This window comes from Streptomyces sp. NPDC060027, assembly GCF_042737005.1.
Classification (GTDB): Bacteria; Actinomycetota; Actinomycetes; order Streptomycetales; family Streptomycetaceae; genus Streptomyces.
Genome location: NZ_JBHWVI010000030.1, coordinates 33,667 through 59,876, shown reverse-complemented (window position 1 = coordinate 59,876; position 26,210 = coordinate 33,667). Strand labels below are relative to the sequence as shown.

At 70.6% G+C, this 26,210-nt stretch carries 19 protein-coding genes and 1 pseudogene; 4 read left to right on the top strand and 16 right to left on the bottom strand.

Annotated elements, in window-relative coordinates; genetic code table 11:
* Nucleotides 1-170: 170 nt before the first annotated feature.
* Genes ACFWBT_RS10915 through ACFWBT_RS10905 form a run of 3 tightly spaced genes read right to left on the bottom strand, consistent with a single transcriptional unit; the run spans nucleotide 171 to nucleotide 1,657 of the window.
* Complete coding sequence (locus tag ACFWBT_RS10915; protein WP_385698125.1) at nucleotides 171-806, bottom strand: dihydrofolate reductase family protein; 636 nt, start codon at nucleotides 804-806, stop codon at nucleotides 171-173.
* Entirely contained in the window at nucleotides 806-1,312 is a 507-nt protein-coding gene (locus tag ACFWBT_RS10910) for an SRPBCC family protein (protein WP_385698124.1), read from the bottom strand. The genes ACFWBT_RS10915 and ACFWBT_RS10910 overlap by 1 nt, the downstream gene beginning before the upstream one ends.
* A 3-nt stretch (nucleotides 1,313-1,315) precedes the next feature.
* Nucleotides 1,316-1,657 (bottom strand): ArsR/SmtB family transcription factor, encoded by a 342-nt coding sequence (locus ACFWBT_RS10905; RefSeq protein ID WP_385698122.1) that lies wholly within the window; start codon nucleotides 1,655-1,657, stop codon nucleotides 1,316-1,318.
* Nucleotides 1,658-1,902: 245 nt separating this feature from the next.
* Here ACFWBT_RS10905 and ACFWBT_RS10900 point away from each other — a divergent pair, with 245 nt between their 5' ends.
* From ACFWBT_RS10900 to paaK, 3 genes are all read left to right on the top strand, one after another.
* Nucleotides 1,903-2,862 carry a 5-dehydro-4-deoxyglucarate dehydratase gene (locus ACFWBT_RS10900; protein WP_385698121.1) on the top strand — a complete coding sequence of 320 codons (960 nt, stop codon included), beginning with the start codon at nucleotides 1,903-1,905 and terminating at the stop codon, nucleotides 2,860-2,862.
* A 113-nt stretch (nucleotides 2,863-2,975) separates the two neighbouring features.
* On the top strand, nucleotides 2,976-4,307 hold the full coding sequence (locus ACFWBT_RS10895) for an enolase C-terminal domain-like protein (RefSeq protein WP_385698119.1): 1,332 nt from the start codon (nucleotides 2,976-2,978) through the stop codon (nucleotides 4,305-4,307).
* 469 nt (nucleotides 4,308-4,776) lie between these two features.
* Nucleotides 4,777-6,075 (top strand): phenylacetate--CoA ligase PaaK, encoded by a 1,299-nt coding sequence (gene paaK, locus ACFWBT_RS10890; RefSeq protein ID WP_385698118.1) that lies wholly within the window; start codon nucleotides 4,777-4,779, stop codon nucleotides 6,073-6,075.
* Between the two features lie 94 nt (nucleotides 6,076-6,169).
* On the opposite strand, the gene ACFWBT_RS10885 is transcribed toward paaK, so the two are convergent.
* The 3 genes from ACFWBT_RS10885 to ACFWBT_RS10875 all read right to left on the bottom strand — a co-directional run bounded on the left by ACFWBT_RS10885 (nucleotide 6,170) and on the right by ACFWBT_RS10875 (nucleotide 10,430).
* Entirely contained in the window at nucleotides 6,170-7,669 is a 1,500-nt protein-coding gene (locus ACFWBT_RS10885; protein ID WP_385698116.1) for an acyl-CoA synthetase, read from the bottom strand.
* Between the two features lie 101 nt (nucleotides 7,670-7,770).
* Complete coding sequence (locus ACFWBT_RS10880; protein ID WP_385698114.1) at nucleotides 7,771-9,321, bottom strand: acyl-CoA synthetase; 1,551 nt, start codon at nucleotides 9,319-9,321, stop codon at nucleotides 7,771-7,773.
* Entirely contained in the window at nucleotides 9,318-10,430 is a 1,113-nt protein-coding gene (locus ACFWBT_RS10875; protein WP_385698112.1) for an NAD(P)H-dependent flavin oxidoreductase, read from the bottom strand. Before ACFWBT_RS10875 ends, ACFWBT_RS10880 begins: the two co-directional genes overlap by 4 nt.
* Nucleotides 10,431-10,667: 237 nt before the next feature.
* Here ACFWBT_RS10875 and ACFWBT_RS10870 point away from each other — a divergent pair, with 237 nt between their 5' ends.
* Entirely contained in the window at nucleotides 10,668-12,386 is a 1,719-nt protein-coding gene (locus ACFWBT_RS10870) for a serine hydrolase (RefSeq protein ID WP_385698132.1), read from the top strand.
* Nucleotides 12,387-12,700: 314 nt separating this feature from the next.
* Here ACFWBT_RS10870 and ACFWBT_RS10865 read toward each other — a convergent pair whose 3' ends face one another.
* The 10 genes and pseudogenes from ACFWBT_RS10865 to ACFWBT_RS10820 all read right to left on the bottom strand — a co-directional run bounded on the left by ACFWBT_RS10865 (nucleotide 12,701) and on the right by ACFWBT_RS10820 (nucleotide 26,170).
* Nucleotides 12,701-14,266 carry a phytoene desaturase family protein gene (locus tag ACFWBT_RS10865; protein WP_385698110.1) on the bottom strand — a complete coding sequence of 522 codons (1,566 nt, stop codon included), beginning with the start codon at nucleotides 14,264-14,266 and terminating at the stop codon, nucleotides 12,701-12,703.
* Between the two features lie 119 nt (nucleotides 14,267-14,385).
* On the bottom strand, nucleotides 14,386-16,665 hold the full coding sequence (locus ACFWBT_RS10860; RefSeq protein WP_385698108.1) for a tetratricopeptide repeat protein: 2,280 nt from the start codon (nucleotides 16,663-16,665) through the stop codon (nucleotides 14,386-14,388).
* Nucleotides 16,666-16,730: 65 nt separating this feature from the next.
* Nucleotides 16,731-17,603: an oxygenase MpaB family protein gene (locus ACFWBT_RS10855; RefSeq protein WP_385698131.1), complete on the bottom strand. Its 873-nt coding sequence runs from the start codon at nucleotides 17,601-17,603 to the stop codon at nucleotides 16,731-16,733.
* A pseudogene (locus ACFWBT_RS10850) lies at nucleotides 17,566-17,996 on the bottom strand (MBL fold metallo-hydrolase). Before ACFWBT_RS10850 ends, ACFWBT_RS10855 begins: the two are co-directional and overlap by 38 nt.
* 14 nt (nucleotides 17,997-18,010) lie before the next feature.
* Nucleotides 18,011-19,096 carry an S-(hydroxymethyl)mycothiol dehydrogenase gene (locus ACFWBT_RS10845; RefSeq protein WP_385698106.1) on the bottom strand — a complete coding sequence of 362 codons (1,086 nt, stop codon included), beginning with the start codon at nucleotides 19,094-19,096 and terminating at the stop codon, nucleotides 18,011-18,013.
* A 63-nt stretch (nucleotides 19,097-19,159) separates the two neighbouring features.
* Complete coding sequence (locus tag ACFWBT_RS10840) at nucleotides 19,160-20,377, bottom strand: cytochrome P450 (RefSeq protein WP_385698104.1); 1,218 nt, start codon at nucleotides 20,375-20,377, stop codon at nucleotides 19,160-19,162.
* A gap of 44 nt (nucleotides 20,378-20,421) precedes the next feature.
* Nucleotides 20,422-21,411: a PDR/VanB family oxidoreductase gene (locus ACFWBT_RS10835; RefSeq protein WP_385698102.1), complete on the bottom strand. Its 990-nt coding sequence runs from the start codon at nucleotides 21,409-21,411 to the stop codon at nucleotides 20,422-20,424.
* 130 nt (nucleotides 21,412-21,541) lie between these two features.
* Nucleotides 21,542-22,306 (bottom strand): IclR family transcriptional regulator, encoded by a 765-nt coding sequence (locus tag ACFWBT_RS10830; RefSeq protein ID WP_385698101.1) that lies wholly within the window; start codon nucleotides 22,304-22,306, stop codon nucleotides 21,542-21,544.
* Between the two features lie 49 nt (nucleotides 22,307-22,355).
* Complete coding sequence (locus ACFWBT_RS10825; protein ID WP_385698099.1) at nucleotides 22,356-23,567, bottom strand: ABC transporter substrate-binding protein; 1,212 nt, start codon at nucleotides 23,565-23,567, stop codon at nucleotides 22,356-22,358.
* Between the two features lie 167 nt (nucleotides 23,568-23,734).
* The gene (locus tag ACFWBT_RS10820) at nucleotides 23,735-26,170 is read right to left on the bottom strand and encodes a glycoside hydrolase family 3 C-terminal domain-containing protein (protein WP_385698097.1); all 2,436 of its coding nucleotides are present in this window, start codon (nucleotides 26,168-26,170) and stop codon (nucleotides 23,735-23,737) included.
* Nucleotides 26,171-26,210: the final 40 nt, after the last annotated feature.

Sequence of the window (26,210 nt, the reverse complement as noted above, 5' to 3'; positions counted from 1 at the left end):
GCCGCGCGGGGCGGGCGCCCCCGCGCCCGGCTCCCCGTCCACACGCCCAGATCCCCCCACACCGGCCTCTGCCGCCACCCCCGTGATCTCCATGCTCACCTGCGGGAGCGGGGCTGACCTCGGCAGGAGAGCGGCTGACCTCAGCGGGAGAGCACTTGAGCTCGGGACAGTTACCGCTCCCGGACGGTGTAGGTCAGGTGCGTCACCCTCGGGGAGGGCTCCGCGTGGACCGGCTCCAGGGCCACGCGGCCCGCGTCCACGCCCTCGAACAGGCGGATTCCGGAGCCGAACAGCACGGGTGACAGCGCGATCGAGAACTCGTCGATCAGGCCGGCGTTCACGTACTCCAGGATCGTCGCGCCGCCGCCCGCGATGCGGACGTCCCGGTCGCCGGCGGCCTCGCGGGCCTGGTCGAGCGCGGTCTCGATGCCGTCGTTGACGAAGTGGAAGGTGGTTCCACCCGACCGCTCCCAGGGGTCACGCTTCTCGTGCGTCACCACGAAAACCGGCGTGTGGAACGGCGCCTCCTCCGGCCACGCCTGCTCGCCGAGGTCGAACATGCGCTTGCCCATCACGCTCGCGCCGGTGCGCTCGAACGTCTCCCGCGCGAGGTCGTTGTCGCGCCCTTCCTCGCCGCCCTCGCCGAGCTTGAGGTTCTCCCGGAAGAACCGCTGCGGGAACATCCACCGCTGCAGCTCCATCCACTGCGCCGTCCAGCGCTGCGCATCCGGGTCGTCCGTGCGCTCCTCGGGCGCGATGAACCCGTCCAGCGACATAGTCACACTGAAGAACACCTTTCCGGCCATCAGTCCTCAACTCCCTTCCGAACGATCTCGGTGACGTAGGCAGCCAGGTTGCTCAGGGTCTGCCGGCCGCCCTCGATCGCGTGGTACTTCTCGACCGCCTCGTCGCGCAGCTCCTTGGTGGGGAACACCGTGCGCATCTCGATCCGGGTCGCCGTGCCGTCGGGCGCGAACGTGAGCACCGACTCGAAGGCGTTCGGATCGCCGCGGGACTCACCGTGCAGCAGCGCGATCCGCTCCGGCGGGGCGATCTCGGTATAGGAGATCCACTCCTGGTAGTCCGTCCCGTCCGGTCCGTGCATCACGAAGTCCCACACCCCGCCGACGCGGAACTCGAACGCCCGCGTGGTGGTGGTGAACCCCTCCGGTCCCCACCACCGCGACAGGTGCCGGACTTCGGTGAACGCCTCGAACACCAGCTCCCGTGGGGCACTGATGACCCGGAAGATCACGATCTCGCGGTCGGCCGTCGCCGACCGCGTCGGCGTGTCCCGTCCCGTCGACGCCATCGGTCACTCCTCCCGCCTTGCCTGATTGAGGTCCTGCACGTACGCGTCCAGCCGGTCGAAGCTCTCGTTCCAGAACCGCTCGAACCCGCCGGTCCACTCGTGGACCGGTCGCAGCCCACGGGCGTCAAGGCCGTACAGGCGCTGCTTGCCCGCCTTGCGGTCCCGCACCAGCCCGACCTCCCGGAGCACCCGCAGGTGTTTGGACGCCCCCGGCTGGGTCATCCCCAGTTCCTGGGCCAACTCGGTCACCGGCCGCTCACCCGCCCTCAGCAGTACCAGGATCTGCCGGCGCTGCGGCTCCGCGATCGCGTTGAAGACGTCCGACGTCGTCGCTGCTCGTGCCATGGACGCCATCATATTCCGATATCGGCATGCGTCAAACAGGAGGATCGCGGGTGTCGCGCGGACCCTGCGGAAGAACCAGCGGTCGGCGGCCGCGCTCGGGCGTCGTCGGCGGAGCGCGGCGGAGCGCACCCTCCCGCACGCGCCCGTCGTGAATCCGCGTCGTCGGATCCATTGACCCCCGGACGTTCACGAACCTAACCTGGGTTCTCATACATAGACGACATCTACATACGGGGATGAGGCTCATGGCGGGGTTCAGCGCGGAGCACGAGCGCGTGGTCGAGCGGCTGCGGGACGGCATGGCGAGCGGGGTGCTGTCCTTCCCGCTCACGAGCTTCACGGAGGACGGCGACCTCGATCCGGACTCCTACCGGGCCTGTCTGGCCGCCCAGTTGGCCACGGCGCCGGGCGCGGTGTTCCCCGCCTGCGGGACCGGCGAGTTCAGCGCGCTGGACGAGGACGAGTACCGCACGGTCGTCACCGCGACCGTCGAGATCGCCGACGGCCGCCTGCCCGTGGTCGCGGGCGTCGGCTACGGATGGGCGCAGGCGCTGCGGTTCGCCCGGATCGCGGAGGAGGCCGGGGCGGACGCCCTCCTGGTGCTGCCCCACTACCTCGTCGAGGCCCCGGAAAGCGGCCTGGTCGAGCAACTGCGCCGGATCGCCGCCGGAACGCGGCTGCCGCTCATCGCGTACCAGCGGGGCCCGGTCGCCTTCACCCCCGAGGGGCTGCGTGCCATCGCGGAGATCCCCACCGTCATCGGGCTCAAGGACGGACACAGCGACCTCGACCGCCTCCAGCGCCTGACGCTCGCCGCGCCCGACGGCTTCCTGTTCTTCAACGGAGCCGCCACCGCCGAGATCCAGGCCCGCGCGTACGCCACCGTCGGCGTCCCGGCCTATTCGTCGGCCGTCCACGCCTTCGCTCCCGAGATCGCCGACGCCTGCTTCGCCGCGCTGCGGGCCGGCGACGAGGCGACCGTGACCAAGCTGCTGCGGGACTTCTACGTCCCGCTCGTCGAACTGCGCGACCGGGTGCCCGGCTACGCGGTCTCGCTGGTCAAGGCCGCCGCCCGGCTGCGGGGCCTTCCGGTCGGGCCGGTGCGCGCGCCGCTCACCGATCCCGGCCCGGCCGATCTCGCCGCCCTGGAGCGCATCCTCGACACCGGGCTGGCGCTCGTCGGAGCCACCCGCCGACCCGCCTGAAGCACGCGGGGGACGGCCCCGGAGGCCTCGGGCGGTGCGTCCGCCCGACCGGCCCGTCGCCGTCATCCTGTGATCACCGGCCTCGGTCACCCTCGTACACAAGGATTCTGATGATGAGCCAGCAACCGACGATCACCGATTTCTCCGTCTACCCGGTCGCGGGACGGGACTGCATGGAGCTGAACCTGTCGGGCGCCCACGGCCCCTGGTTCACTCGCAATGTCGTCGTCCTCAAGGACTCCGAGGGGCGCACCGGACTCGGCGAGGTGCCCGGCGGGGAGAAGATCACCCGGACGCTGCGCGACGCGGAGCCCCTCGTCCTCGGCGCGAAGGTGGGCGACTACCAGCGCGTCCTGCGGGAGATCGGGGACCGCTTCCGCGACCGCGACGCCGGTGGGCGCGGCGCCCAGACCTTCGACCTGCGGACGACCGTCCATGCCGTCACCGCTGTCGAGTCCGCTCTCCTCGACCTGCTCGGCCAGCATCTCGACGTCCCGGTCGCCGCCCTGCTCGGCGACGGCCTCCAACGCGATCGTGTGCGGGTGCTGGGCTATCTCTTCTACGTCGGCGACCCGGACCGCACGGATCTGGCCTACGCCCGGCAGAGCGACTCGGACGTGGACTGGTACCGCCTGCGGCACGAGGAGGCCCTCACGCCCGGCGCGATCGTCCGGCAGGCCGAGGCCGCCCATGACCTGTACGGTTTCCAGGACTTCAAGCTCAAGGGCGGTGTCCTGGAGGGCGCCGAGGAGGTCCGGGCCGTACGCGCGCTGAAGGACCGCTTCCCCGAGGCCCGGATCACCCTCGACCCCAATGGCGCCTGGTCGCTGCGCGAGGCGATCGAGCTGTGCGAGCCGCTGGTCGGCACGCTCGCCTACGCCGAGGACCCCTGCGGCGCCGAGGCCGGCTACTCGGGGCGGGAGATCCTGGCCGAGTTCCGCCGGGCGACGGGGCTGCCGACGGCGACCAACATGATCGCCACGGACTGGCGACAGCTCACCCACGCCCTGGCCCTCCAGTCGGTCTCCATCCCGCTGGCCGACCCGCACTTCTGGACCATGCGGGGCTCGGTGCGTGTGGCCCAGCTGTGCAACGCGATGGGCCTGACCTGGGGCTGCCACTCCAACAACCACTTCGACATCTCGCTCGCCATGGTCACGCACTGCGGAGCCGCGGCACCGGGCCCCTACAACGCCCTCGACACCCACTGGATCTGGCAGGAGGGTCTGGAGCGGCTCACGGTCGCCCCGCCGCGCATCGTCGACGGCGAGATCGCGCTTCCGGACTCCCCCGGCCTCGGCGTCCAACTGGACATGGACCGGCTCCTGGCGGCGCACGAGCTGTACCTGAAGGAGGCGCTCGGCGCCCGGGACGACGCCGTCGGGATGCGCTACCTCGTCCCCGGGTGGGAGTTCGACGCCAAGCGCCCCGCCCTGGTGCGCTGACCGCCGCCCCGGGCCGCGCGGAGACCGACACCCGCGGCGACCGACACCTGCGGGGGCCCGCGCCGACCGACACGACGGACCCGGCGGCCATTCAGACTCGCCGAGTCACGGTGCCGACACCGCGGCGCAGGCCCGCCGCCCCGAGCCACGGTGCCGGCCATCGCCGATCCGCAGCCGGGGCACGGTGCCGGACATCAGAGACCCGCCGCCCCGAGCCAGCGTGCCGAACGTCAGAGATCGCCGCCCCGAGCCCGTGCCGGACGTCAGAGACCCGCCGCCCGTCGTAGGCCACCGCCCCGCGCCCTCGCACCCGCACTCCCACGCCCAGCTTCTCCCCCTCCCCCTCGCTCCCGCAAAAAGCGCCGCCGACCCCTTGCACTGACGCTGGACACCTGAATTACTGATCCGGACCAGCACGACCGAATGATCGGTCGTCCGGAATCGCATGGTTGGTGAGGGAGAAGTCGCGATGGCGGACTCGAAGGACCTGCTCGACGCGGGCGAGCTGCTCGACGCGGAGGGATTGCGGGCCCTCCAGCTGGAGCGGCTGCGCGCGTCGCTGCGCCACGCGTACGAGAACGTTCCCTTCTACCGGTTGTCCTTCGACAAGGCCGGGCTGCGCCCGGACGACTGCCGCTCGCTCGCCGACCTGGCACGGTTCCCCTTCACGACGAAGGCGGACCTGCGCGAGAACTACCCGTACGGAATGTTCGCCGTGCCGCAGGACCGGATCCGGCGCATCCACGCGTCCAGCGGGACGACCGGGCGCCCCACGGTCGTCGGCTACACGGAGAACGACCTGTCCATGTGGGCCGACATGGTGGCCCGTTCGATCCGCGCGGCGGGCGGCCGCCCCGGCGACAAGGTCCACATCGCCTACGGCTACGGGCTGTTCACGGGCGGACTCGGCGCCCACTACGGCGCGGAACGACTCGGCTGTACGGTGATCCCCGCGTCCGGCGGCATGACGGCACGTCAGGTCCAGCTGATCCAGGACCTGAAGCCCGAGATCATCATGGTGACACCCTCGTACATGCTGACCCTGCTCGACGAGTTCGAGCGGCAGGGTGTGGACCCGCGCGGCACCTCGCTGCGCGTCGGGGTCTTCGGAGCCGAGCCGTGGACCGAGGAGATGCGCCGCGAGATCGAGGAGCGGTTCGCGATCGACGCGGTGGACATATACGGCCTCTCGGAGGTCATCGGCCCGGGTGTCGCCCAGGAGTGCGTGGAGACCAAGGACGGTCTGCACATCTGGGAGGACCACTTCTACCCGGAGGTCGCCGACCCCATCACCGGTGAGGTGCTGCCGGACGGCGAGGAGGGCGAGCTGGTGTTCACCTCGCTCACCAAGGAGGCCATGCCCGTGATCCGTTACCGGACACGGGACTTGACACGACTGCGGCCCGGCACGGCGCGGGTCTTCCGCCGGATGGAGAAGATCACCGGGCGCAGTGACGACATGGTGATCCTGCGGGGAGTCAATCTCTTCCCGACGCAGATCGAGGAGATCGTGCTGCGGACACCGGGTGTCGCCCCGCACTTCCAGCTCCGGCTGACCCGTGAGGGCCGTCTCGACGCTCTCGCCGTACGGGCCGAGGCGCGGTCCGGCGCCACGCCCGAGACGCGGGAGGCGGCGGCGCGGGCGATCACCGCGGGGATCAAGGACGGGATCGGTGTCTCGGTCACGGTGGAGATCGTCGAACCGGAGTCGCTGGAGCGGTCGGTGGGCAAGCTCAAGCGGATCGTGGACCTGCGCCCGCGCGCGTGACCGGCCGCAGCCCCGGGTGCCCCGGGCCACGAGCGGACGCCGAACCGGCCCCGCGCGGCCCCCTGTTGGAGCGTTGCCGCGTTGCCGGCGTCCGCTAGGCCTGGCCGAACCGGTCCCGCAGCTCCCGCTTCAGGATCTTGCCGCTGGCGTTGCGGGGCAGCTCGTCCACGAACAGGACGCGCTTGGGCGCCTTGAAGTGGGCGAGCTTCTCGCGTGCGTGGGCGATCAGTTCGTCCTCGGTGACCTCACCGCGCGGGACGACGACCGCGGTGACGGCCTCGATCCAGCGCTCGTCGGGGAGCCCGACGACGGCCACCTCGGCGACATGCTCGTGGGTGTACAGCGCGTCCTCCACCTGCCGTGAAGCGACCAGCACGCCACCGGAGTTGATGACGTCCTTCACCCGGTCCACGACCGTGAAGTACCCGTGGGCGTCGCGCACGGCGAGGTCCCCCGAGTGGAACCAGCCGTCGCGGAACGCCTCGGCCGTCTCCTGCGGCTTGTCCCAGTAGCCCTCGCACAACTGCGGTGAGCGGTAGACGACTTCGCCCGGAGTGCCGTCGGGCACGTCCTTGCCGTCCTCATCGACCACCCGCGCGTCCACGAACAGCACCGGGCGTCCGCACGAGTCCATCCGGCCCTTGTGCTCGTCGGGCCCGAGGACGGTGGCCAGGGGGCCGATCTCGCTCTGGCCGAAGCAGTTGTAGAAGGCCAGCTTCGGCAGCCGTGCGCGCAGTCGTTCCAGGACGGGGACCGGCATGATCGACGCCCCGTAGTAGGCCTTGCGCAGGCCGCTCAGGTCGCGGTCGGCGAAGTCGGGGCGGTTGGACAGACCGATCCACACGGTGGGCGGCGCGAAGAGGCTGTCCGCGCGGCCCGCCTCGATGAGGTCGAAGAGCTGACCCGCGTCCGGGGAGTCGAGGATGGTGTTCGAGGCGCCGATCGCGAGATAGGGCAGCAGGAACACGTGCATCTGCGCCGAGTGGTAGAGCGGCAGCGAATGGACCGGCAGGTCCCCGGCGCTCAGATCGAGGGCGGTGATCGCGCTCAGGTACTCGTGCACCAGGGCGCGGTGCGTCATCATCGCGCCCTTGGGCAGCGCGGTGGTGCCCGACGTGTAGAGGAGCTGCACGAGCGTGTCGCCGCGCGGCTCCTCACCGTCGTACGGAAGTGCCGTGTCCAGCCGCGCGAGGAGCGAGTCGTCGGCGTCGCGCAGCGGCAGGGTCCGTACGCCGTCCGGGAGCCGGTCGGCGAGGTCGGGGTCGGCGAGGACGAGGGTGCTGCCCGACTGGCCGACGATATAGGCGAGATCGTCGCCGGTCAGGTTCTGGTTGACCGGCACATGGACGAGTCCGGCGCGGGCGCAGGCGAGGAAGCCGATCAGGTAGGCGTCCGAGTTGTGGCCGTAGGCGCCGACACGGTCGCCGGGGGCCAGCCCCTCGTCGAGCAGCACGGTCGCCGCGCGGGAGACGGCCCCGTCGAGTTCCGCGTACGTCCAGGAGCGCTCGCGGTAGTCGACCGCGCGCCGCGCGGGTGTGCGCCGTGCGCTGCGGCGCAGCACCCCGTCAACCGTACTGCCGTGTCCAGGCGTCATGTCACGTGATCCTCTGCCCATGGAACGGGGAGGTCAAGTCACCGCACGTCATGGAGCCCGGACAGCACGACGGGTGCGCCGGGTCGGGGAAGGCTCCCGCGTCACATCCCCCGGGTGCGGCCCTCCCAGTAGGGGTCCCGCAGCCGCCGCTTGTACAGCTTTCCGTTGGGGTCGCGGGGCATGGTCGCGATGAAGTCGACGCTCCTGGGCCGTTTGTACCCGGCGAGCCGGCGCTCGCAGTGGCCGAGGATGTCGGCGGCGAGCGCCGGACCGGCCTCGTGGCCCGGCGCGGCCTCGACCACCGCCTTGACCTCCTCGCCCCAGTCGTCGTGCGGGATGCCGAAGGCGGCCGCGTCGGCGACGGCGGGGTGGGTGAGCAGGGCCGCCTCGATCTCGGCCGGGTAGATGTTGACCCCGCCCGAGATGATCATGTCGATCTTGCGGTCACGGAGGAAGAGATAGCCGTCCTCGTCGAGAAGGCCCAGGTCGCCGACGGTGAAGAAGTCTCCGATGCGGTTCTTCCGGGTCTTGGTCTCGTCCTTGTGGTACGAGAATCCGCCGGTGCTCATCTTCATGTAGACGGTGCCGAGTTCACCGGGCGGCAGCCGGTTGCCGTCGTCGTCGAAGACCGCCAACTCGCTGATCGGCCACGCCCTGCCGACGGTGCCGGGCTTCTTGAGCCAGTCCTCGGCGGTCGCGAAGGCTCCTCCCCCCTCGCTGGCCGCGTAGTACTCCTCGACGCTGTCGCCCCACCACTCGATCATGGCCCGCTTCACATGGTCCGGGCACGGGGCCGCGCCATGGATGGCGTGCCGCATGGACGAGACGTCGTAGCGGGCCTTCACGTCGTCGGGGAGCGCCAGCAGCCGGTGGAACTGGGTCGGCACCATATGGGTGTGGGTGCACCTGTGTGCGTCGATGACACGCAGCATCTCCTCGGGCGTCCACTTGTCCATCAGCACCAGTCGGTGGCCGATGTGCAGGGACGCGCCCGCGAACTGGAGGACCGCGGTGTGGTAGAGCGGCGAGCAGACGAGGTGCACGTTGTCTTCGAAGGGCCGGATGCCGAAGATGGCGAGGAAGCCGCCGAGGTACGACTCCTCGGGGAGCTTGCCGGGCAGCGGGCGCCGGATGCCGCGCGGGCGGCCGGTGGTGCCCGAGGTGTAGTTCATGACCCAGCCGAGGGTGCGGTCCTCGGGCGCGGAACCGGGCTGCCCGTCGAGGAGTTCGGCGTACGGCCGGAAGCCCTCGATCGCGCCGACGGCGTACCGCCGGTCTCCGGGGAGCTTCGCCTCGTCGGCGGCGTGCCGGGCCGCGTCGGCGAACCGTTCGTGGGCGATGAGGACCTTGGCGCCGGAGTCGGAGACGATCCAGGCGATCTCGGGGCCGACGAGGTGATGGTTCACGGGGACGAGGTAGAGACCGGCCTGCGAGGCGGCGAGGAAGGCGACGAAGAACTCGACGCCGTTGGGCAGCACGACCGCGAAGGAGTCGCCGCGCCGGAGGCCGGCGGCCCGCAGTCCGTGGACGAGCCCGTTGGCGGCCGCGTGCAGCCGTCCCGCGGTCCACTCCTCCGCGTCGGGCGTGACGAGGACGACGCGCTCGGGGTCCGCGGCGGCCTGGGCCCAGAAGCCGTTCGGTGCTGTGCTCATGCCTGTTCCTCCCTGCCCGCGATGCGGTTGATGCGGTCGACGGCGCGCTCGAAGCCCCGGGTCAGGTCGTCGAAGACCTCCTGGACGGCGCGCTCGCTGTTCATCCGGCCGACGATCTGGCCGACCGGTGTGCCGAGCAGGGGTTCCACCTCGTACTTCTGGATGCGGGAGACGGCGTCGGCGACCAGCAGCCCCTGGAGCGGCATGGGGAGCGTGCCGGGACCGTTCGGGTCGTCCCAGGCGTCGGTCCACTCGGTGCGCAACTGGCGTGCGGGCTTGCCGGTCAGGGCGCGCGAGCGGACGGTGTCGCCGGAGCCGGCGGCGAGCAGCTTGCGGGTGACGCCGGGTGAGTGCATGTCGGCCTCGGTGACGGTCAGCCAGATGGATCCGAGCCACACCCCCTGGGCGCCGAGGCTGAGCGCGGCGGCCACCTGCTGTCCGCTGCCGATGCCGCCTGCGGCCAGCACGGGCAACGGCCCGACAGCGTCCACGACTTCGGGGGTGAGCACCATCGAGGCGATCTCCCCGGTGTGCCCGCCGGCCTCGTAGCCCTGCGCGACGACGATGTCGATGTTCGCCTCGGCGTGTTTGCGGGCGTGCCGGGCGCTGCCCGCGAGAGCCGCGACGAGCACGCCCTGGGCGTGGGCGCGCTCGACGACGTCGGCGGGTGGGGAGCCCAGCGCGTTGGCGAGCAGCTTGATCGGATAGTCGAAGGCGACGTCGAGCTGACCGCGGGCGACCTGTTCCATCCACCCGGTGATGCGCCAGCCGGACGCCTCGCCCTCGGCGAGTTCGGGTACGCCGTACTTGGCGAGGGTGTCCTTGACGTACTGCCGGTGCCCCTCGGGGATCATTGCCTCGACGTCCGCCTCGCTGACGCCCTCGACCTTCTTCGCGGGCATGACGACGTCGAGGCCGTAGGGCCTGCCGTCGACGTTCGCCTCGATCCAGTCGAGGTCGCGCTCGAGGTCGGTGGGGGCGGTGTAGCGGACCGCGCCGAGCACACCGAATCCGCCCGCGCGACTGATGGCCGCGGCGACTGCGGGAAACGGCGTGAAGCCGAAGATGGCGTGCTCGACTCCCAGTTCCTTGCTCAGCTCCGTCTGCATGGCCGCAGGATGCCGCAGACGTCCGGACGAGGGAAGGCCTTTTCTGATACTCCGTCAGATACCTGAAGGTCCGCCGGGAAGGTTGACACGCCCGCGCCTGACGGGAAAGTTTCACTCGGCACGGCAGACCCGGAAAGATACTTTCAGGCTACGTGAGCGGGAGGCTTCTCGATGACCGAAGGCGCGAAGGGCAGAGGGGGCGACGGGCTGACCCGTCGTCAATGAGGCAAGGGCTTACTGGGCGTGGGCGGAGCGCTGGCCGTCGCGCCGTTCCCGGCCGGTCCCGCCGCCGCCTCGACGGGGGACGGCCGCCGGACCCTGCGGCACGGCACCCCCGGCCAGGCCGGACTGCTCGCCGGGCATCTGCGCCAACTGGTCGCGGACGCCGAGGCGTTCCTCGGCCCCTCCCCCCAGCACCCCTGGTACGCCGGTGCCGTCCTGCTCGCCGGGCGCGGCGGCACGGTGGCCCTGCACCAGCCGATCGGCATGGCCGTGCGCTACGCGGCGTACGACGAGAAGACCGACACGGGCGTGGAGTTCCCCGCCGACCGGCAGATCCCGGCGGCGAGAGACACCGTCTACGACCTCGCCTCCGTCTCCAAGCTGTTCACGTCGATCCTCGCCGTGCAGCAGCTGGAGCGCGGGGCCCTGGAGCTGGAGGTCGCCGTCGCCTCCTACCTCCCGGAGTTCGCGGGCGGCGGCAAGAAGGACATCACCGTCCGTCAACTGCTCACCCACACCTCCGGGTTCCGCTCCTGGATCCCTCTGTACAGAGCGCCGACCCCCGAGGGCAAGCTCCAGCTCATCTGGGACGAGGTGCCCCTCCATCAGCCGGGCACCACGTACCTCTACTCCGACCTGAACCTGATCTCGCTCCAGCTGGTCCTGGAGCGGATCACCGGCCGGACCCTCGACACCCTCCTGCGCGACGAGATCACCGGCCCCCTCGGCATGGACCGCACCCGCTACAACCCGCCCGCCTCCTGGAAGCCCCGGATCGCCGCCACCGAGGACGCCCGGCTGCCCTGGTCGGGACTGGACCGCGGGCTCGTGTGGGGCGAGGTCCACGACGAGAACGCGTACTCCCTCGGCGGGGTCGCCGGTCACGCGGGGGTCTTCTCCTGCGCGTGGGACCTGGCCGTTCTCGGCCGTACGCTGCTGAACGGCGGCGCGTACGGCAGGGCACGCATCCTGGAGCCGGAGACGGTGGACCTGATGTTCACCGACTTCAACACCGCCTTCCCGGGCGACGAGCACGGCCTCGGCTTCGAGCTCTACCAGCACTGGTACATGGGCGCGATGGCGACGCCGCGCACCGCGGGCCACACCGGCTTCACGGGCACCTCGCTCGTCCTCGACCCGACGACCGACTCCTTCCTGATCGTCCTCGGCAACTCCGTTCACCCCGTGCGCAATTGGCGATCCGGTTCCGCTCCCCGGGTCACCGCCGCGAACAACCTGGCGCGGGCCGTCGCGGTGCGTCCCGCGCGCGGCCGTACGTCCTGGTTCTCCGGGACCGCGAGCGCGACGACCGCGACCCTGACGCTGCCCGCCCTCGACACCAGCGCCGGTCCCGCGCGCCTCGGCTGCGCACTGTGGTGGGACACCGAACCCCGGTCGGACCTCCTGTTCCTGGAGTCCTCCACCGACGGCGGAACGACCTGGCGGCCGGTCCCCTTCACGACCCGGCGGCGCTCCGAGGACCCGCAGGACCATCCGACGGGCACGGCCACCGGCTGGTCGGGGCGCGTGTGGCACCGAGTCGGCGCGGACCTGCCGAGCGCCGCGGGGCTCACACTGCGCTGGCGGTACACGACCGACCGGCTGTACGTCGGCCGCGGCGCGTACGTCGACGCCCTGCGGGTCGAGAGCGGCGACCGCGCCGTCTTCGACGAGTCACGGCCCGCGGACGCGGCGCGGATCGCGGCGGCGGGCTGGGAGCCGTCCAAGGACTGATCTCGGGACCTCATCCTCATCATGTCGGCATCCACACCCACCCAACCGAAAGCGGCCTTTGTCGCGAAGGGACAAAGGCCGCCATGGTTCACAACGGCACATCAGGCTACGGTGAGCCCGGATGGGCTGCTACAGGTCGTTGTCCAGACATCCCGGGCTCCCTATTCGCCGACGCACGCCTCGTAGTACAGAGCTGAGGTTTCCGAGATATCCGCATCTGCCGGGTGGCGGCCGAGGCCGAATCTTGCGTAGGACCTTCAGCAGGCCGGTTGATTGTCGACCTGCGGATATCCAGGCGAACAGAGGGACAGGCCTCAGCGTCCCTGGCCCAGCGACTCCAGTACGGCCTTCGCCGCGTTGTGCCCCGGAACTCCGCTCACCCCGCCGCCGCGCACCGCGCCCGCCCCGCACAGCATCACGTTCGCGTGCCGGGTCTCGACGCCCCAGCGGCCGGTGCCCTCCTGGGCGTACGGGAAGGCGAGGTCGCGGTGGAAGATGTTGCCGCCCGGCAGGCGCAGGTCCCGCTCCAGGTCGAGCGGGGTCTTCGCCTCGATGCACGGGCGTCCGTCCGCGTCGGTGGCCAGACAGTCGGCGAGCGGCTCGGCGAGGTGCGCCTCCAACTGCGCCAGCGTCGACTTCAGCAGTTCCTCCCGTACGCCGTCGTTGTCCCGCTCGAAGAGCCGGGCCGGCGTGTGGAGGCCGAAGAGCGTGAGGGTCTGATATCCCTGCTCGACCAGATCCCGGCCGAGGATGCTGGGGTCGGTGAGCGAGTGGCAGTAGATCTCCGAGGGCGGCTGGGCGGGCAGTTCACCGGACGCGGCCTGCGCGTGGGCGATCGCCAACTGCTCGTAGCCCTCGGCGATGTGGAAGGTCCCGGAGAACGCCTCGCGCGGGTCCACGGAGGTGTCCCGGAGCCTCGGCAGCCGCTTGAGCAGCATGTTCACCTTGAGCTGGGCACCCTCGGCGGGGGTGGGCTGCTCGTCTCCGGTGAGGTGCGCGAGCTCCTGCGGCGAGGCGTTCACCAGGACGTGCCGGGCCGCGACGACGCCCTCGCCGTCGGCGGTCCGGTAGGTGATCTCGGTGGACCGGCCGTCCGTGTCGATCCGCAGCACCTCGTGTCCGGTGGCGATCACCGCGCCCGCGGTGCGTGCCGCGGCGGCGATCGCGTCGGTGAGGGCGCCCATCCCGCCGACGGGTACGTCCCAGTCTCCGGTGCCGCCGCCGATCACGTGGTAGAGGAAGCAGCGGTTCTGCCGCAGGGACGGGTCGTGGGCGTCGGCGAAGGTGCCGATCAGCGCGTCGGTGAGGACGACACCGCGTACGAGGTCGTCGCTGAAGTAGTCCTCGACGGCCGCGCCGACCGGCTCCTCGAAGAGGATCCGCCAGGCCTCCTCGTCGTCGACACGCGCCCTCAGCTCCTCGCGGGTGGGCAGCGGCTCGGTGAGCGTCGGGAACACGTTCTTCGCGACGCGGCCGGTCATCCCGTAGAAGCGCTGCCACGCCTCGTACTCGCGATCCGAGCCGGTCAGCCGGGCGAACGCCTCGCGGGTGCGCCGCTCGCCGCCGCCGACGAGCAGCCCGGTGGGCCGTCCGTCGCGCTCGACGGGCGTGTACGAGGAGACCGTGCGGCCACGGACCCGGAAGTCGAGACCCAGGTCCCGCACGATCTTCCGGGGCAGCAGGCTCACCAGGTACGAGTAGCGCGACAGACGCGCGTCGACTCCGGCGAACGGCCTGGTGGAGACGGCGGCGCCGCCGGTGTTCCCCAGGCGCTCCAGCACCAGCACGGACCGCCCGGCCCGCGCCAGGTAGGCGGCGGCGACCAGTCCGTTGTGGCCTCCGCCGACGATCACGGCGTCATATTCCTCGTGTGCAGGCATGGTTCTTCGTAGCACGTGATGATCTACGTCGGCCAGGGGTGCGCGGCAAGCGGCGGGCGGCCGTACGAGGGGGCAAGGACATCCCGGACTCCGGGGTCGTCGCCCGGCGGGATCCAGGGTCAGCGGCCTCCGGCGGCCCGCTGCTGTCGCAGCGCGGCCACTCTTCGGTACAGCTCCACCGCCTCCTGTCCGTGCCCCAGCTGCTCCAGGCAGTGCGCTTCGTCGTTGCGGCTGGCGAGGGTGTCGGGATGGTCGGCGCCGAGGACGCGCTCGCGGGCGGCGGCGACGCGCCGGTACTCGGTGAGAGCGTCGGCCCAGCGGCCCAGCCAGCCGAGCCCGACGGCCACCTCGCGACGGCTGACGAGGGTGTCGGGGTGGTCGGCGCCGAGCACGCGCTCGCGGATGGCGCACACGTCACGGGACTCGGCGAGGGCCTCCTCCCAGCGGCCGAGGCGGCCGAGGTTCACGCCGAGCCCGTGCCGGGCACGCAGCGTCTCGGCATTTGTGGCCCCTTGTGCCCGGGTGCGGTCGTCGACCAGGGAGCGGTACAGCTCCAGCGCCTGCCCGCTGCGGCCGAGCCGGCCGAGGCTGATGCCCACCTCGTAGCGGGCGGCGAGTGTGTCCGGATGGTCCGGGCCCAGGGCCTGCGCACGGGCCGCGGCCACCTCCTGGTAGGTGTGCAGCGCCTCCGGCCAGCGCCCCAACTGGCCGAGCGCGTAGGCCACTTCGTAGCGGGTCACCAGGGTGTCGGGGTGGGCCGGGCCGAGCACCCGGGCACGGGCCGCGGCGACCTCGCTCGCCATGCGGTACGAGTCCTCCAGGCGCCCGAGCCGGCTGAGGTTGAAGGCGAGATTGTGGCGGCAGCGCAGCGTGTCGGGGTGGTCGGGGCCCATCGCGCGCTCCCGGACGGCGAGCACCGCGCCGTAGGCCTGGTGCGCCTCGAAGTGTCGGCCCAACTGGCCCAGCACATAGGCCATTTCCTGCCGGGCGGCCAGGGTCTCGGGGTGTTCGGCGCCGAGCACCCGCTCCCTGGCCCGGGCGACCCGGGCGTACTCGCGCAGCGCCTCGGCGGGGCGTCCGGTGCGGCTGAGGGTGAAGCCGACCTCGTAGCGGCTGGCGAGGGTGTCCGGGTGGTCGGGCCCGAGCAGATGCTCCCGTTCGGCGGCGACCGAGCGGTGCACCTCCCCCGCCTCGGTCCACCGGCCGAGCCGCCCGAGGCTCAGCCCGGCGTTGTGCCGACCCGCCAGGGTGGTGAGCAACTCAGGTGCGGGGGTGGGCCGTTCGTTGCGATCCGGCTGGGACGTCACGGCCGTGGACGGGCGGGCGATCCACTCGCCGGTCAGACCGGCGGAGGCGTCCGGCGGCGTGACGCGCAGTCCCGCGCCGGTGGCCTTGTGGCCGGTGGTCATGCCTCGCGTCCAGGACGGCAGCCGGGGTTCCCGGGAGGGCGGCTGCTCGGGGCGGGACGTGCCCCGGGGCGCCGGGGGCCGCCCATCGGCGGCGGGGTGCGGCAGAGCCGGGGTGACGACCGTCGGCACATACATCGGTGTGGTGCGCCCGGCACTGATGCGGCGGCCGAGTTCGCGGGCGTCCTGCGGGCGCTGCTCGGGCCGCTTGGCGAGCAGATCGAGGATGATCCGCTCCAGGTACTCGGGGAGTTCGGCCCGGTGGCTGCGCGGCGGCTCGGGCACGGTGTCACGGTGGCCGACGAGGACGGCCCAGGCGTCGTCGAGGTCGAACGGCGGTGCACCGGTGGCGATTTCGTAGAGCACGCACCCGAAGGAGTACAGGTCGCTGCGCTGGTCGACCTCCGAGCCGCCGATCTGTTCCGGTGACATGTAGTGCGGGGTGCCCATCGCGATGCCGGTACCGGTGAGCCGCGAGGTGAATCCGATGTCGTGGCCGAGGCGGGCGATGCCGAAGTCGCAGATCTTCACGGTGCCGTCGGTCAGCCGCATGATGTTCGCGGGCTTCAAGTCGCGGTGCACGATGCCCTGTTGGTGGGTGTAGGCGAGGGCGGCGGTCACCTGGTCGGCTATGTCGACGACCAGGGCGACGGCGAGCGGATGGTTCTTGTTCTCCTCCAGGAGCTGGCCGAGGTTGCTTCCCTCCAGCAGTTCCATCACGAGGTACAGCACGCCGTCGGACTCGCCGAAGTCGTGGACGACGGTCACCCCGCGGTGCTGAAGGGCCGCGGCGACCCGGGCCTCGCGCCGGAACCGCTCACGCAGGACGCGGGTGAAGGACTGGTCGTGGTGCGGGCCGAGCGGCTTGAGGCACTTGACGGCCACTTGGCGGCCCAGCGATTCGTCCCGCGCCCGCCACACCTCGCCCATGCCACCGCGCCCGATCAGGTCGAGCAGCCGGTAACGGCCCTGGATCAGCCTGCTCTCCGCCATCTGGTGCGATCGCCCCCGTCACTGCTCAGCCTCGAGCCCTCCCCCGGCCCGTCCAGTATGACGAGCTATCTTCCGACTTTGTACGGCGCCGGGCGCGAGCCGGGGCCGAGCCGTGACATGGCCGAGAGAATGTGTTTGGGCGGGAGTTGCCAGCGCAGCCGTGCGGGGACACAGCGCAGTGTGGTGCCCGTGACGCGCAGACCCCGGGTCACCGCGGCTTGCGGCGGCGCCGGCCTGCCGTACAACGCGTGGGCGTAGGGCGGCAGAGCGGCGTACGCGAGCCGGGCCACGCGCCGCCACAGCAGTGCGCGCGCCGGTACGAGCAGCGGGTGGACCGGCGGACGCGAGAGGAAGTCGTCCACGTCGCGGGCCTCGGGTCCCGCGGCGAGTTCCGGGAGCACCCGGTCGAAGTACGCGGCCAGTTCGGCCCGGTCCGCCGGCACCCGGTCCGGGTCGAGCCCCACCAGCCGCGCGCCGACCCGGTGTTCCCCGATGTAGCGGTCGGCCTGCGCGTCCGTGAGGTGGAAACCGGAGCGCCGCAGGACGTGCAGATAGGAGTCGATCTCCGCGCAGTGCACCCAGAGCAGCAGTTCTGGCTCGTCGACCCCGTAGCGCTCGCCGGTGTCCGGGTCGGTGGCGGTGAGCATGCGGTGGATCTTCCGCACCCGGGCCCCCGCCCGCTCCGCCGCCTCGGTGGTCCCGTATGTCGTCGTTCCGACGAAGTTCGCGGTGCGCATCAGCCGGCCCCAGGCGTCGTTCCGGAAGTCGGAGTTCTGCATGACGCCGCGTACGGCGCGCGGGTGGAGGGCCTGGAGGTAGAGCGCGCGGATCCCGGCGACCCACATCATCGGGTCGCCGTGCAGCTGCCAGGTGACCGAGCCGGGCCCGAACAGCCCGGGGTCACCGGCTCCGCTGGAATCCACTCCGCCGGATGTCACCACGGCCGCCAGGTTTCTCCCGAGCACGATATCGATCCGCGCTTTCGCCATCCAGCCTCAGCATGGGACACCCGACATCCCTCCGTCCTTGGCCGAGCGTCAAGTCGATCACATTTCCGCCGGGTCGACCAGTGATGCACCGATCGGGGCCGCCCGCGAACAGAGTGTCGCCGGTGAATACGGTGCCGAGCGTCGATGCGTACAGGCAGATCGATCCGGTGTGTGGCCGGGGGTGTGTACCACCCGCAATTCCGTACCCGCGACGGCATCGGCGTCGTGGGCGGCGTCGATCACGATCGCCTCGTGGTCGTCACCGACGATCCAGACGTTGTTCTCGACGTCCCAGAGGCCGCCGTCCAGGCTGAAGGTGCCTGAGGTTGTGAGGCGTTCGATGCGGACCTAGGTCATCAGAAGACCACCACCGAGCGGAGGACATCGCCCTTGTGGATGCGGGCGAAGGCGTCTTCGACCTCGTCCAAGGTGATCGTCTCGGTGACGAAGGAGTCGAGGTCCAGGCGGCCTTGGAGGTAGAGGTCGATGAGCATGGGGAAATCGCGGGACGGGAGGCAGTCGCCGTACCAGGAGGACTTGAGCGCGCCGCCTCGTCCGAAGACGTCCAGCAGCGGCAGGTCGAGTTGCATGTCGGGGGTGGGGACGCCCACGAGGACGACGGTGCCGGCCAGGTCACGGGCGTAGAACGCCTGTCGGTAGGTCTCCGGCCGCCCGACGGCTTCGATGACGATGTCGGCGCCGAATCCGCTGGTGAGCTCGCGGATCGCCTCGACCGGGTCGGTGTCGCGTGCGTTCACGGTGTCCGTGGCGCCCATCGTCCGTGCTGTCTCGAGCTTGAGGTCGTCGATGTCCACGGCGATGATCTTCGCGGCGCCGGCCAGCCGTGCGCCGGCGACGGCTGCGTTGCCGACGCCGCCGCAGCCGATGACAGCGACGGTGTCGCCTCGGCCTACTCCTCCTGTGTTGATCGCCGCGCCGATGCCTGCCATGACCCCGCAGCCGAGCAGGCCGGCGGCGGCTGGTGAGGCGGCCGGATCGACCTTCGTGCACTGGCCGGCGGCGACGAGGGTCTTTTCGGCGAAGGCGCCGATGCCGAGGGCGGGTGACAGTTCGGTGCCGTCGGTGAGGGTCATCCTCTGACGCGCGTTGTGTGTGTCGAAGCAGTACTGGGGGCGTCCGCGTCGGCATGCGCGACAACGGCCGCAGACCGCCCGCCAGTTCAGGACGACGAAGTCGCCCGGCGCCACGTCGGTGACTCCGGTGCCGACCGACTCCACGATGCCCGCCGCCTCGTGTCCGAGGAGGAACGGGAAGTCGTCGTTGATGCCGCCTTCTCGGTAGTGCAGGTCGGTGTGGCAGACGCCGCAGGCCTGCACTGTCACCACCGCCTCGCCCGGCCCTGGATCGGGCACGACGATCGTCTCGACGCGCACCGGCTCGCCTTTGGCGCGGGCGACGACGCCGCGTACGTGCTGAGGCATGGAGGATCCTTTCGACTGTCTGTCTGTGCGGGAAGTGAGGCTCGGCTTTCCGACGGACGATGGTCAGCTCGCGGGGCGCACGCGTACGGGGAGCGCCGCGAAGGAGCGCAGGGTGTTGTTGAGGTGTCGGCGCGGTTCGCCTGTGAGCTCGATGCGTTCCACCCGTCGGGCCAGGGCGGTGAGGAGTGCTTCGGCTTCCAGGCGGGCTACGTGCTGGCCCACGCATTGGTGGATGCCCATGCCGAAGCCGACGTGTCCGGATGGATCGCGGCTGAGGTCGAAGCGGTCCGGGTCGTTCCAGCGGGCCGGGTCGCGGTTCGCCGCGCCGAGGAACATGAGGATCTTGGATCCCTCGGGGATGAGGGATCCTGCGATCGCGACGTCGGTCGTGGCGGTGCGGAAGAAGGTCTGGACGGGTGACTGCCAGCGCACTGCCTCATCGAATGCCACGCGGGCCAGGTCGGGGCGTTCGCGGAGCCGCTCCCATTCGCCGGGGTGGCCGGCGAGGGCGTGGAGGGTGGCGGCCAGGCCATGCACTGTCGTGTCGACGCCGGCGGTGAGAAGGGAGCGTACGACCAGCGGTGCCTGCTCGTGGGTGAGGTCGCCGCGGTCGGCAGCGGCCCAGATGCGGGCGCCGAATCCGTCGTCGGTGAGGGCTCGGCGGGCGCACTGGGCGTTCACCCAGGCGGACAGGTCGGCGGCCCTGGGAGCGTCTTCCTGCACGAGGGCGTTGACGGGGCCGAAGGCATTGAAAGCCATGTTGCCGTAGGGCAGGAGGTTGTCGCGGCCGTCGGGTCCCAGTCCCACGGCGTCCGGGAAGACGCGCAGCGGGAATGCTGCGGCCAGCGCTTCGAACGCGTCGAAGTCGGTTCCCTGGGTGGCCAGGACGGTGTCGACGAGGTCGTCGGCTATCGGCTGCCATGCCGCACGCAGTCGGCGCAGTGCTGGTGGGGCGAGTATCTCGCGCAGGACGCGGCGCGGTGCGTCGTGGTGCGGCGGGTCGGCCTCCAGCAGCAGGCTCGGAGGCCGCCAGGGCTTCGCATGGCGGAAGTTGGCCAGTCCCACGCCGGCGGCGGACTGGAATGTCTGCCAGTCGACGAGGGCCGCGTGCACTTCGCGGTATCGGGCGAGCGCGTAGACGTCGTAGCGGGACAGCCGCACGACGGGACCTGCTTCCCGGAGGGCGTGGTGCAGGGGTTCGGGCGTCGTGAGGTGTTCGGTGGCGAACGGGTCGGCGTCGCTCGTGGGCGGTTCGACGGCAATGGCGGGTGATTCGGACATGGCGGCTCCAGCGAAGTGCGGCTCGGGAAGAGGCGGGTCGTGACTCAGAGGTCCAGGACCAGGCGGGCCGAGCGGGAACGTGAAACGCAGGGCAGCATGCAGTCGTTGGCGGCGCGTTCGTGTTCGGCCAGCACCGAGTCCCGGTGGTCCGGGGTACCTTCCACGACCGGGGTGAGGCAGGTACCGCAGGTGCCGTGCTCACAGGAGGACAGCACGTCGGCACCTGCCTGCCGAACGGCTTGAAGGACGGTGACGTCGGGGGTGATGGTCACTGTCCGCCCGCTGCGGCACAGTTCCACCTCGAAGGGTCCGCGGTGCACGGGCCCTGTCAGGGCCTTGGCTGTGAATCGCTCGGTCCGCAGGCTGTACGTGGGCCACTGGGAACAGGCTGCCTCGACGGCAGTGAGCAAGGGAGCCGGTCCGCAGCAGTACACCTTGGCTCCCGCTTCTGGTTCGCTCAGCCAGGCCTCCAGGTCGAGCAGGCCGACCTCGTCCTGGGGGCTGATGTGTACGCGGTCGCCGTAGGAGGCTGTGAGTTCCTCGAGGAAGGCCATGGAGGCTCGGCTGCGGCCTCCGTACAGCAGCTGCCAGTCGGCTCCGGTCACGTCGGCTTGATGCATCATCGGCAGCAGCGGAGTGATGCCGATGCCGCCCGCGATGAACAGGTACCGCTCGGCAGGCGCCAGGGGGAAGTGGTTGCGCGGCCCTCCGACCTCCACGAGGTTCCCGGGCATGAGCTGATCATGGACGTAGGCGGAGCCGCCCCTGCCAGGGGCTTCGCGAAGGACAGCGATGCGGTAGGTGTACGGGTCCCATCGGTCGCCGCACAGGGAGTACTGGCGAGTCACTCCGCTCGGCAGGATGAGGTCGATGTGCGAGCCGGGCGTCCAGTCCGGTAGCCGTGTGCCGTCGGGATGCGCGAGGGTGAGTGACACGACGCCGTCGGCGACAGGGTCCTTGTCCTGCACCTGCAACGTCACGGTGGAGAGGTTCTGCTGCGGCGGAGCGGTGGGCAGCAGGTTGTGTACGACCACGTTGTCGCCTCTCGTCTGTGGAATGCAGGAAGCATGCGCGCGGGCACCGTCGGACCGCGACGGCATTCTCATTCAGTGAGAGACCGACTTCGCGGAGATGTCATGCGGCCGTCGCATCGCCGTCACGTGCCTATGGAGCGTCCTGTGTCCCGCGTCCGGCCAGCGCGCGGGAGATGCCCCGGGCGGCGGTCCGTACGACGGGGACCACGGCCTGGGCGCCGGCCTCATTGGGCACGATGACCGACAGCGCCGCGATCACCGTGCCGTCCGCACCGCGGACGGGCGCGGCTACGCCCAGGGCCTCCGCATGGACGTAGCCGGGGCAGTACGCACAACCCTGCTGCCGGATCTCGGCCAAGGTCGTGCGCAGCTGTGCCGGTGTGGCCGGTGTGGCCGGTGTGTACGCGGTCAGCGGGCTGTCCAGGATCCTTTGCTTGAGGTCACTGGGGCCGTGGGCGAGGAGCACCAGACCGCTGGAGGAGGCGTACAGAGGAAGCCGCCCGGCGATCCGGGTGTAGTTGATCACCGCCTGTGGTGCCGAGAGCCGCTCGAGGAAGAGCACGTCGTCGCCGTCGAGGACGCCGATCTGCACGTGGTGGCCCACGACGTCGTGGACGCCTTCCATGAACGGCATTGCGTGATCACGCAGGGAGAGAGTGGGGGAAGCACGCGTCACCAGCTCCCACAGCCGCACACCGATGCGTACTTTGCGGTCGGAGTCCCGGCTCAGGAAACCGTGCGCCACCAGCTCGGCCACGAGGCGAGAGACCGTGGCCACGTGCAGGCCGGTTCGACGGGCGATCTCGGAGACCGTCAGCGCCGGCTCGTCCTGGCTGAACGCTTCGAGAATGCGAGCTGCCCTGGACAGCACCGACTCCTGATGAGGTGTGTGCATGGCAAAGCGTTCTGCTGATCTCCCAGCCGGGGGCGGTGTCCGTCTGCGTCTACTCGTACGCACTGTCCATGGCGGCCAGTGCGTGAGCGATGTCCGTGGTGCCTGCGAAGAGGGCACGCACCTGCTCGAAGTGCGTCTGCTGCACCTCTGAGTTGGGCCATCGCTGATCCATGAACGGTACCGTCGTTCCGTCCTTCTGCCGCCGTGCCACCTCCGCGACGGCGGGATCGACGGAGAAGGAGTTACTGGGCAGAGCGGGCAGCGTTGCTCCGGACCGGCTGTACAGGTTCTGGCCCCGTTCTGATCCCAGGAAGTCCACGAACGCCAGTGCCGCTTTGCGGTGGGAGGCCTTGGCGTTGAGCCCGTAGGCGGCGGAGACGGCGCCGGGAATGCGGGTTTCGTTCGGCTGATCCGTGGCCGGCAGGGCCGACATCCGGAAGTGCATTCCTGGGGCCGCGGAACGCAGAGCGGCGAGAGTGCCGGCGACCTGTACCACTCCCACTGCTCGCCCGTCGGCCACTTGGTCGAGGGCGTCCTCGTAACTGGTTTTGAGCGGAGCAGTGCTGAAGCAGCCACGATCGCGCATCTCCAGGTACTTGGCCATCGCTTGGCGCCATCCCGACCGGGCGAAGGTCTCCTTGCCGGACTCCATCTGCGTGTCGAAGTCGGGGTCGTGGGCGTACACCGTGGTGGCGACCAGTGCGTAGTCGACGAGCTGGGTGACCCATGGGGTCTGGTTGCCCAGTGCGAAGAGCACCTTCTCGTGCCGGCGGGCGGTGTCGCACAGGGCGAGGAGGCCGCTGTAGGTGGTGGGCCGGGTTCCGCCGATGGCCTTGAGCGTTTCCGCCGAGTAGATCGCGCCGATAGCGCTGAAGGTGACAGGTACCAGGTGCGTACCGACGCCGCCGTCGGTGACCGGTCGCATGCTGTCCGGTATCCGGCCGGCGAAGAAGCGCAGGCTGAGTGCTTCCAGGAAGTCGTCCTCTTCCAAGGCCAGGACAGAGGCAGGATTGCCGCTGCCGGGCCAGACGGTGAAGACGTCCGGCGCCTTGCCTGCCCGAAGCTGCCGCGGAAGCTCCTTCTGCAGGGTGTTGGTGTCGGCGTAGCTGACGCTGACGTGGATGCCGGGACGGGCTCGGTGGAAGGCCGCGGCGACGGCCTGCATCGAAGCCTTGTCGGTGATGTTGGCCCTGACGGACACCTCGGAGTCGGAGGTGTCCCTGTCGGCTCCGATGACGGAACAGCCGGTCAGAAGCGTCATGCTCAACGCCAGGGATGCGGCGAAGCGAAGGGGTCTCGGTCTGCGGGACACTGGCGGGCTCCATGCGGTGGTGGAGGCGGAGGTTCGACGAGCCGGACGGGAATGACTGAGGCGCGTCACGCCGAGGCGGGGAGGCGGACGGTGTGACGCGCCGACTGGGATTGCGGTCAGCTGATGGGAACGGCTCGCTGCGCGGTCAGGTCACGGGAACTGTGCGCTGTGGCAAAGGTGTACCTGCCGGGGACAAGTGCCCAGGCACCTGCCTTCCAGATGGTGAGGTGGTCCACGGGAATGGTGACCGTGAGCCGCTGGGAGCCCGCGGGGGCCAGGGTGAGTTTGCGGAACGCGACGAGCCGCTGCGGCTCGGCGGCGGCGGGGCTCGGCAGTGCGGCGTAGAACTGCACGAGTTCCGTGCCCTTGCGTGAGCTGGTGTTGGTGACGGTCACGCCCACCGTCACTGTCTTGGTGCTCTTGTTGTATGTGGCTTCGAGAGAGCCGTGGGCGAAGGTGGCGTACGAGAGACCGTGGCCGAAGGGGAAGCGCGGCTGCTGCCCCTTGCTGTCGTAGTAGCGGTAGCCGATGGAGATGCCCTCCTCGTAGGAGACGGCTCCGTTGCTGCCGGGGTAGGTCGCGGGTGTGGTGCCCGGTCCCTGGGTGGCGTCGGCGGGGAAGGTGACAGGCAGGCGGCCGGAAGGGTCGCTGTCTCCGAAGAGGACAGCGGCCAGCGCCGTGCCCATGCCGCGACCCCCGTACCAGGCTTGGAGCACGGCCTCGACGTCGCCGAGCCAGGGCATGGACACGGGACCGTCGGTGTTGAGGACGACGGTGGTGCGCGGGTTCACGGCTGCCACGGCGGCGATGAGCTGTTCCTGGTCGCCGGGCAGGCCGAGTCCCTGGTGATCCATGTCCTCGCCGGCGACCCGGTTGACGAAGACGACGGCGGCGTCCGCGGCACGCGCCGCGTCTACGGCGGCGGGGATCAGGGATTCGGGCTGCCATCCGAGGGTGAGCCCGCAGGTGCCGGCGTCGGTGGTCGCGTTGGTGTAGGTCACCTCGATGGTGACGGCCTTTCCGGCGGTCAGCGCGGCGGTGCCCTGGAGGGGGTAGTCGTAGGGGCCGAGGAAGAAGCGGCGGCTGTGCCGGGTGCCGGCGGCGACCGTGGTGCGGTTGACCTTCAAGGTGGCGGTTCCGGCGGCGAGCAGGGAGAACCGGTGCAGGCTCGTGGTCGTCGGCACCAGGGTGCCGGTCCATTTCGCCGACCACACGTCGGGCAGGTTTTCCACGGGAGCAGCGGTGAAGTCGACGGTGGCGTCGGTGCGGGTGGTGAGCGGGGTGCCGGAGGCCTCTGCCCCTGAGTAGTAGGTGGCGGACAGTCCAGGGGTCCCGGCGCCGCTGCGCAGCACGGTGGAGGGCACCGCGGTCAGGGGAAGATCTCCCTTGGTGCCCTGTGCGTGCGTGACCGTGACGCCGCTGCCGGCGCGGGCGCGGATGGCGTTCAGGGGCGTCGTCCATGTACCCGGGTCGACGTAGGTGGAGCCGCCCACGCCGGTGAGGACGTCGGTGCCGGCCGGGCCGATGACGGCCAGGGATTTCAGGGTGGCCGGCAGAGGGAGTGCTGCGGACCGGTTGGCCAGAAGCACCAGGGAGGCGACGGCGGTCTCATGGGCGAGGTCCTGGTGGGCCTGGGTGCTGACGTCGGCCGCCGGAGTGGGTACTGGATGGTCGAAGAGACCGTTCGCGTACATCGTGACGAGGATGCGTCGGGCCGCGTCGTCGAGCCGGGTGCGCGGTATCGCACCGCCCGTGAGCGCTCCGGCGGGGATCTTGACTGCGGAGGATCCGAGCCCGGCGAGGTCCATGCCGGCTCGCGCGGCGGCGACTTGGTCGTCACCCGCCCAGAAGTCCGGCACGGTGTAGCCCTGCAGTCCGATGGCCTTCTTCAAGTCGTCGAAGAGAGCCGAACTCTGTGTCGCGAAGGTCCCGTTGATCTTCGGGTAGGCCATCATGACCGAAGCGGTCGGGGCGGCGGCGACCACGCGGCGGAACGGTGCTTCGTAGAGTTCGTGCAGCGCACGGTCGGAGAGCTTGGTGTCTGTGGAGAAGCGGTTGGTCTCCTGCGTGTAGGCGGCGAAGTGCTTGACCGTGGCTGCGACGTTCTGGCTCTGTATGCCGGTGGTGAGAGCCGCGCCCAACCGGCCGGCGAGCAACGGGTCCTCGCCCATGCCTTCGGACTGTCGGCCGGAGTGCCAGGTCCGGGTGAGATCGATGGTGGGGCCGAGGAGGTTGTTATAGCCCTTGGAACGGCCCTCCGCGCCGATCGCGCGGCCGATACGTGCCGCCAGGTTCTCGTCGAACGTCGCCGCTTGCGCCACCGGAACCGGGAATGCGGTCACGCCGTGCTCGCCGCGCAGCCCGGCCGAGGCATCCACCATGGTCAGAGCCGGTATACCCAGGTGAGCGACGGTCGCGAAGTCGCACCGGACGAGCGCTTCCTTCTCGGCCGCTGTCATACGGGCGAGCATCGCGTCCGCCTGAGCCTGCGGTGTCTCGGATCGTGCGGCGGCTGCCGTTTCGGTCATCAGGGGAGCCATGCTCAGGCTCATTGCGGTGAGGGTGGCAGCAGACAGAAATGATCTTCTTTTC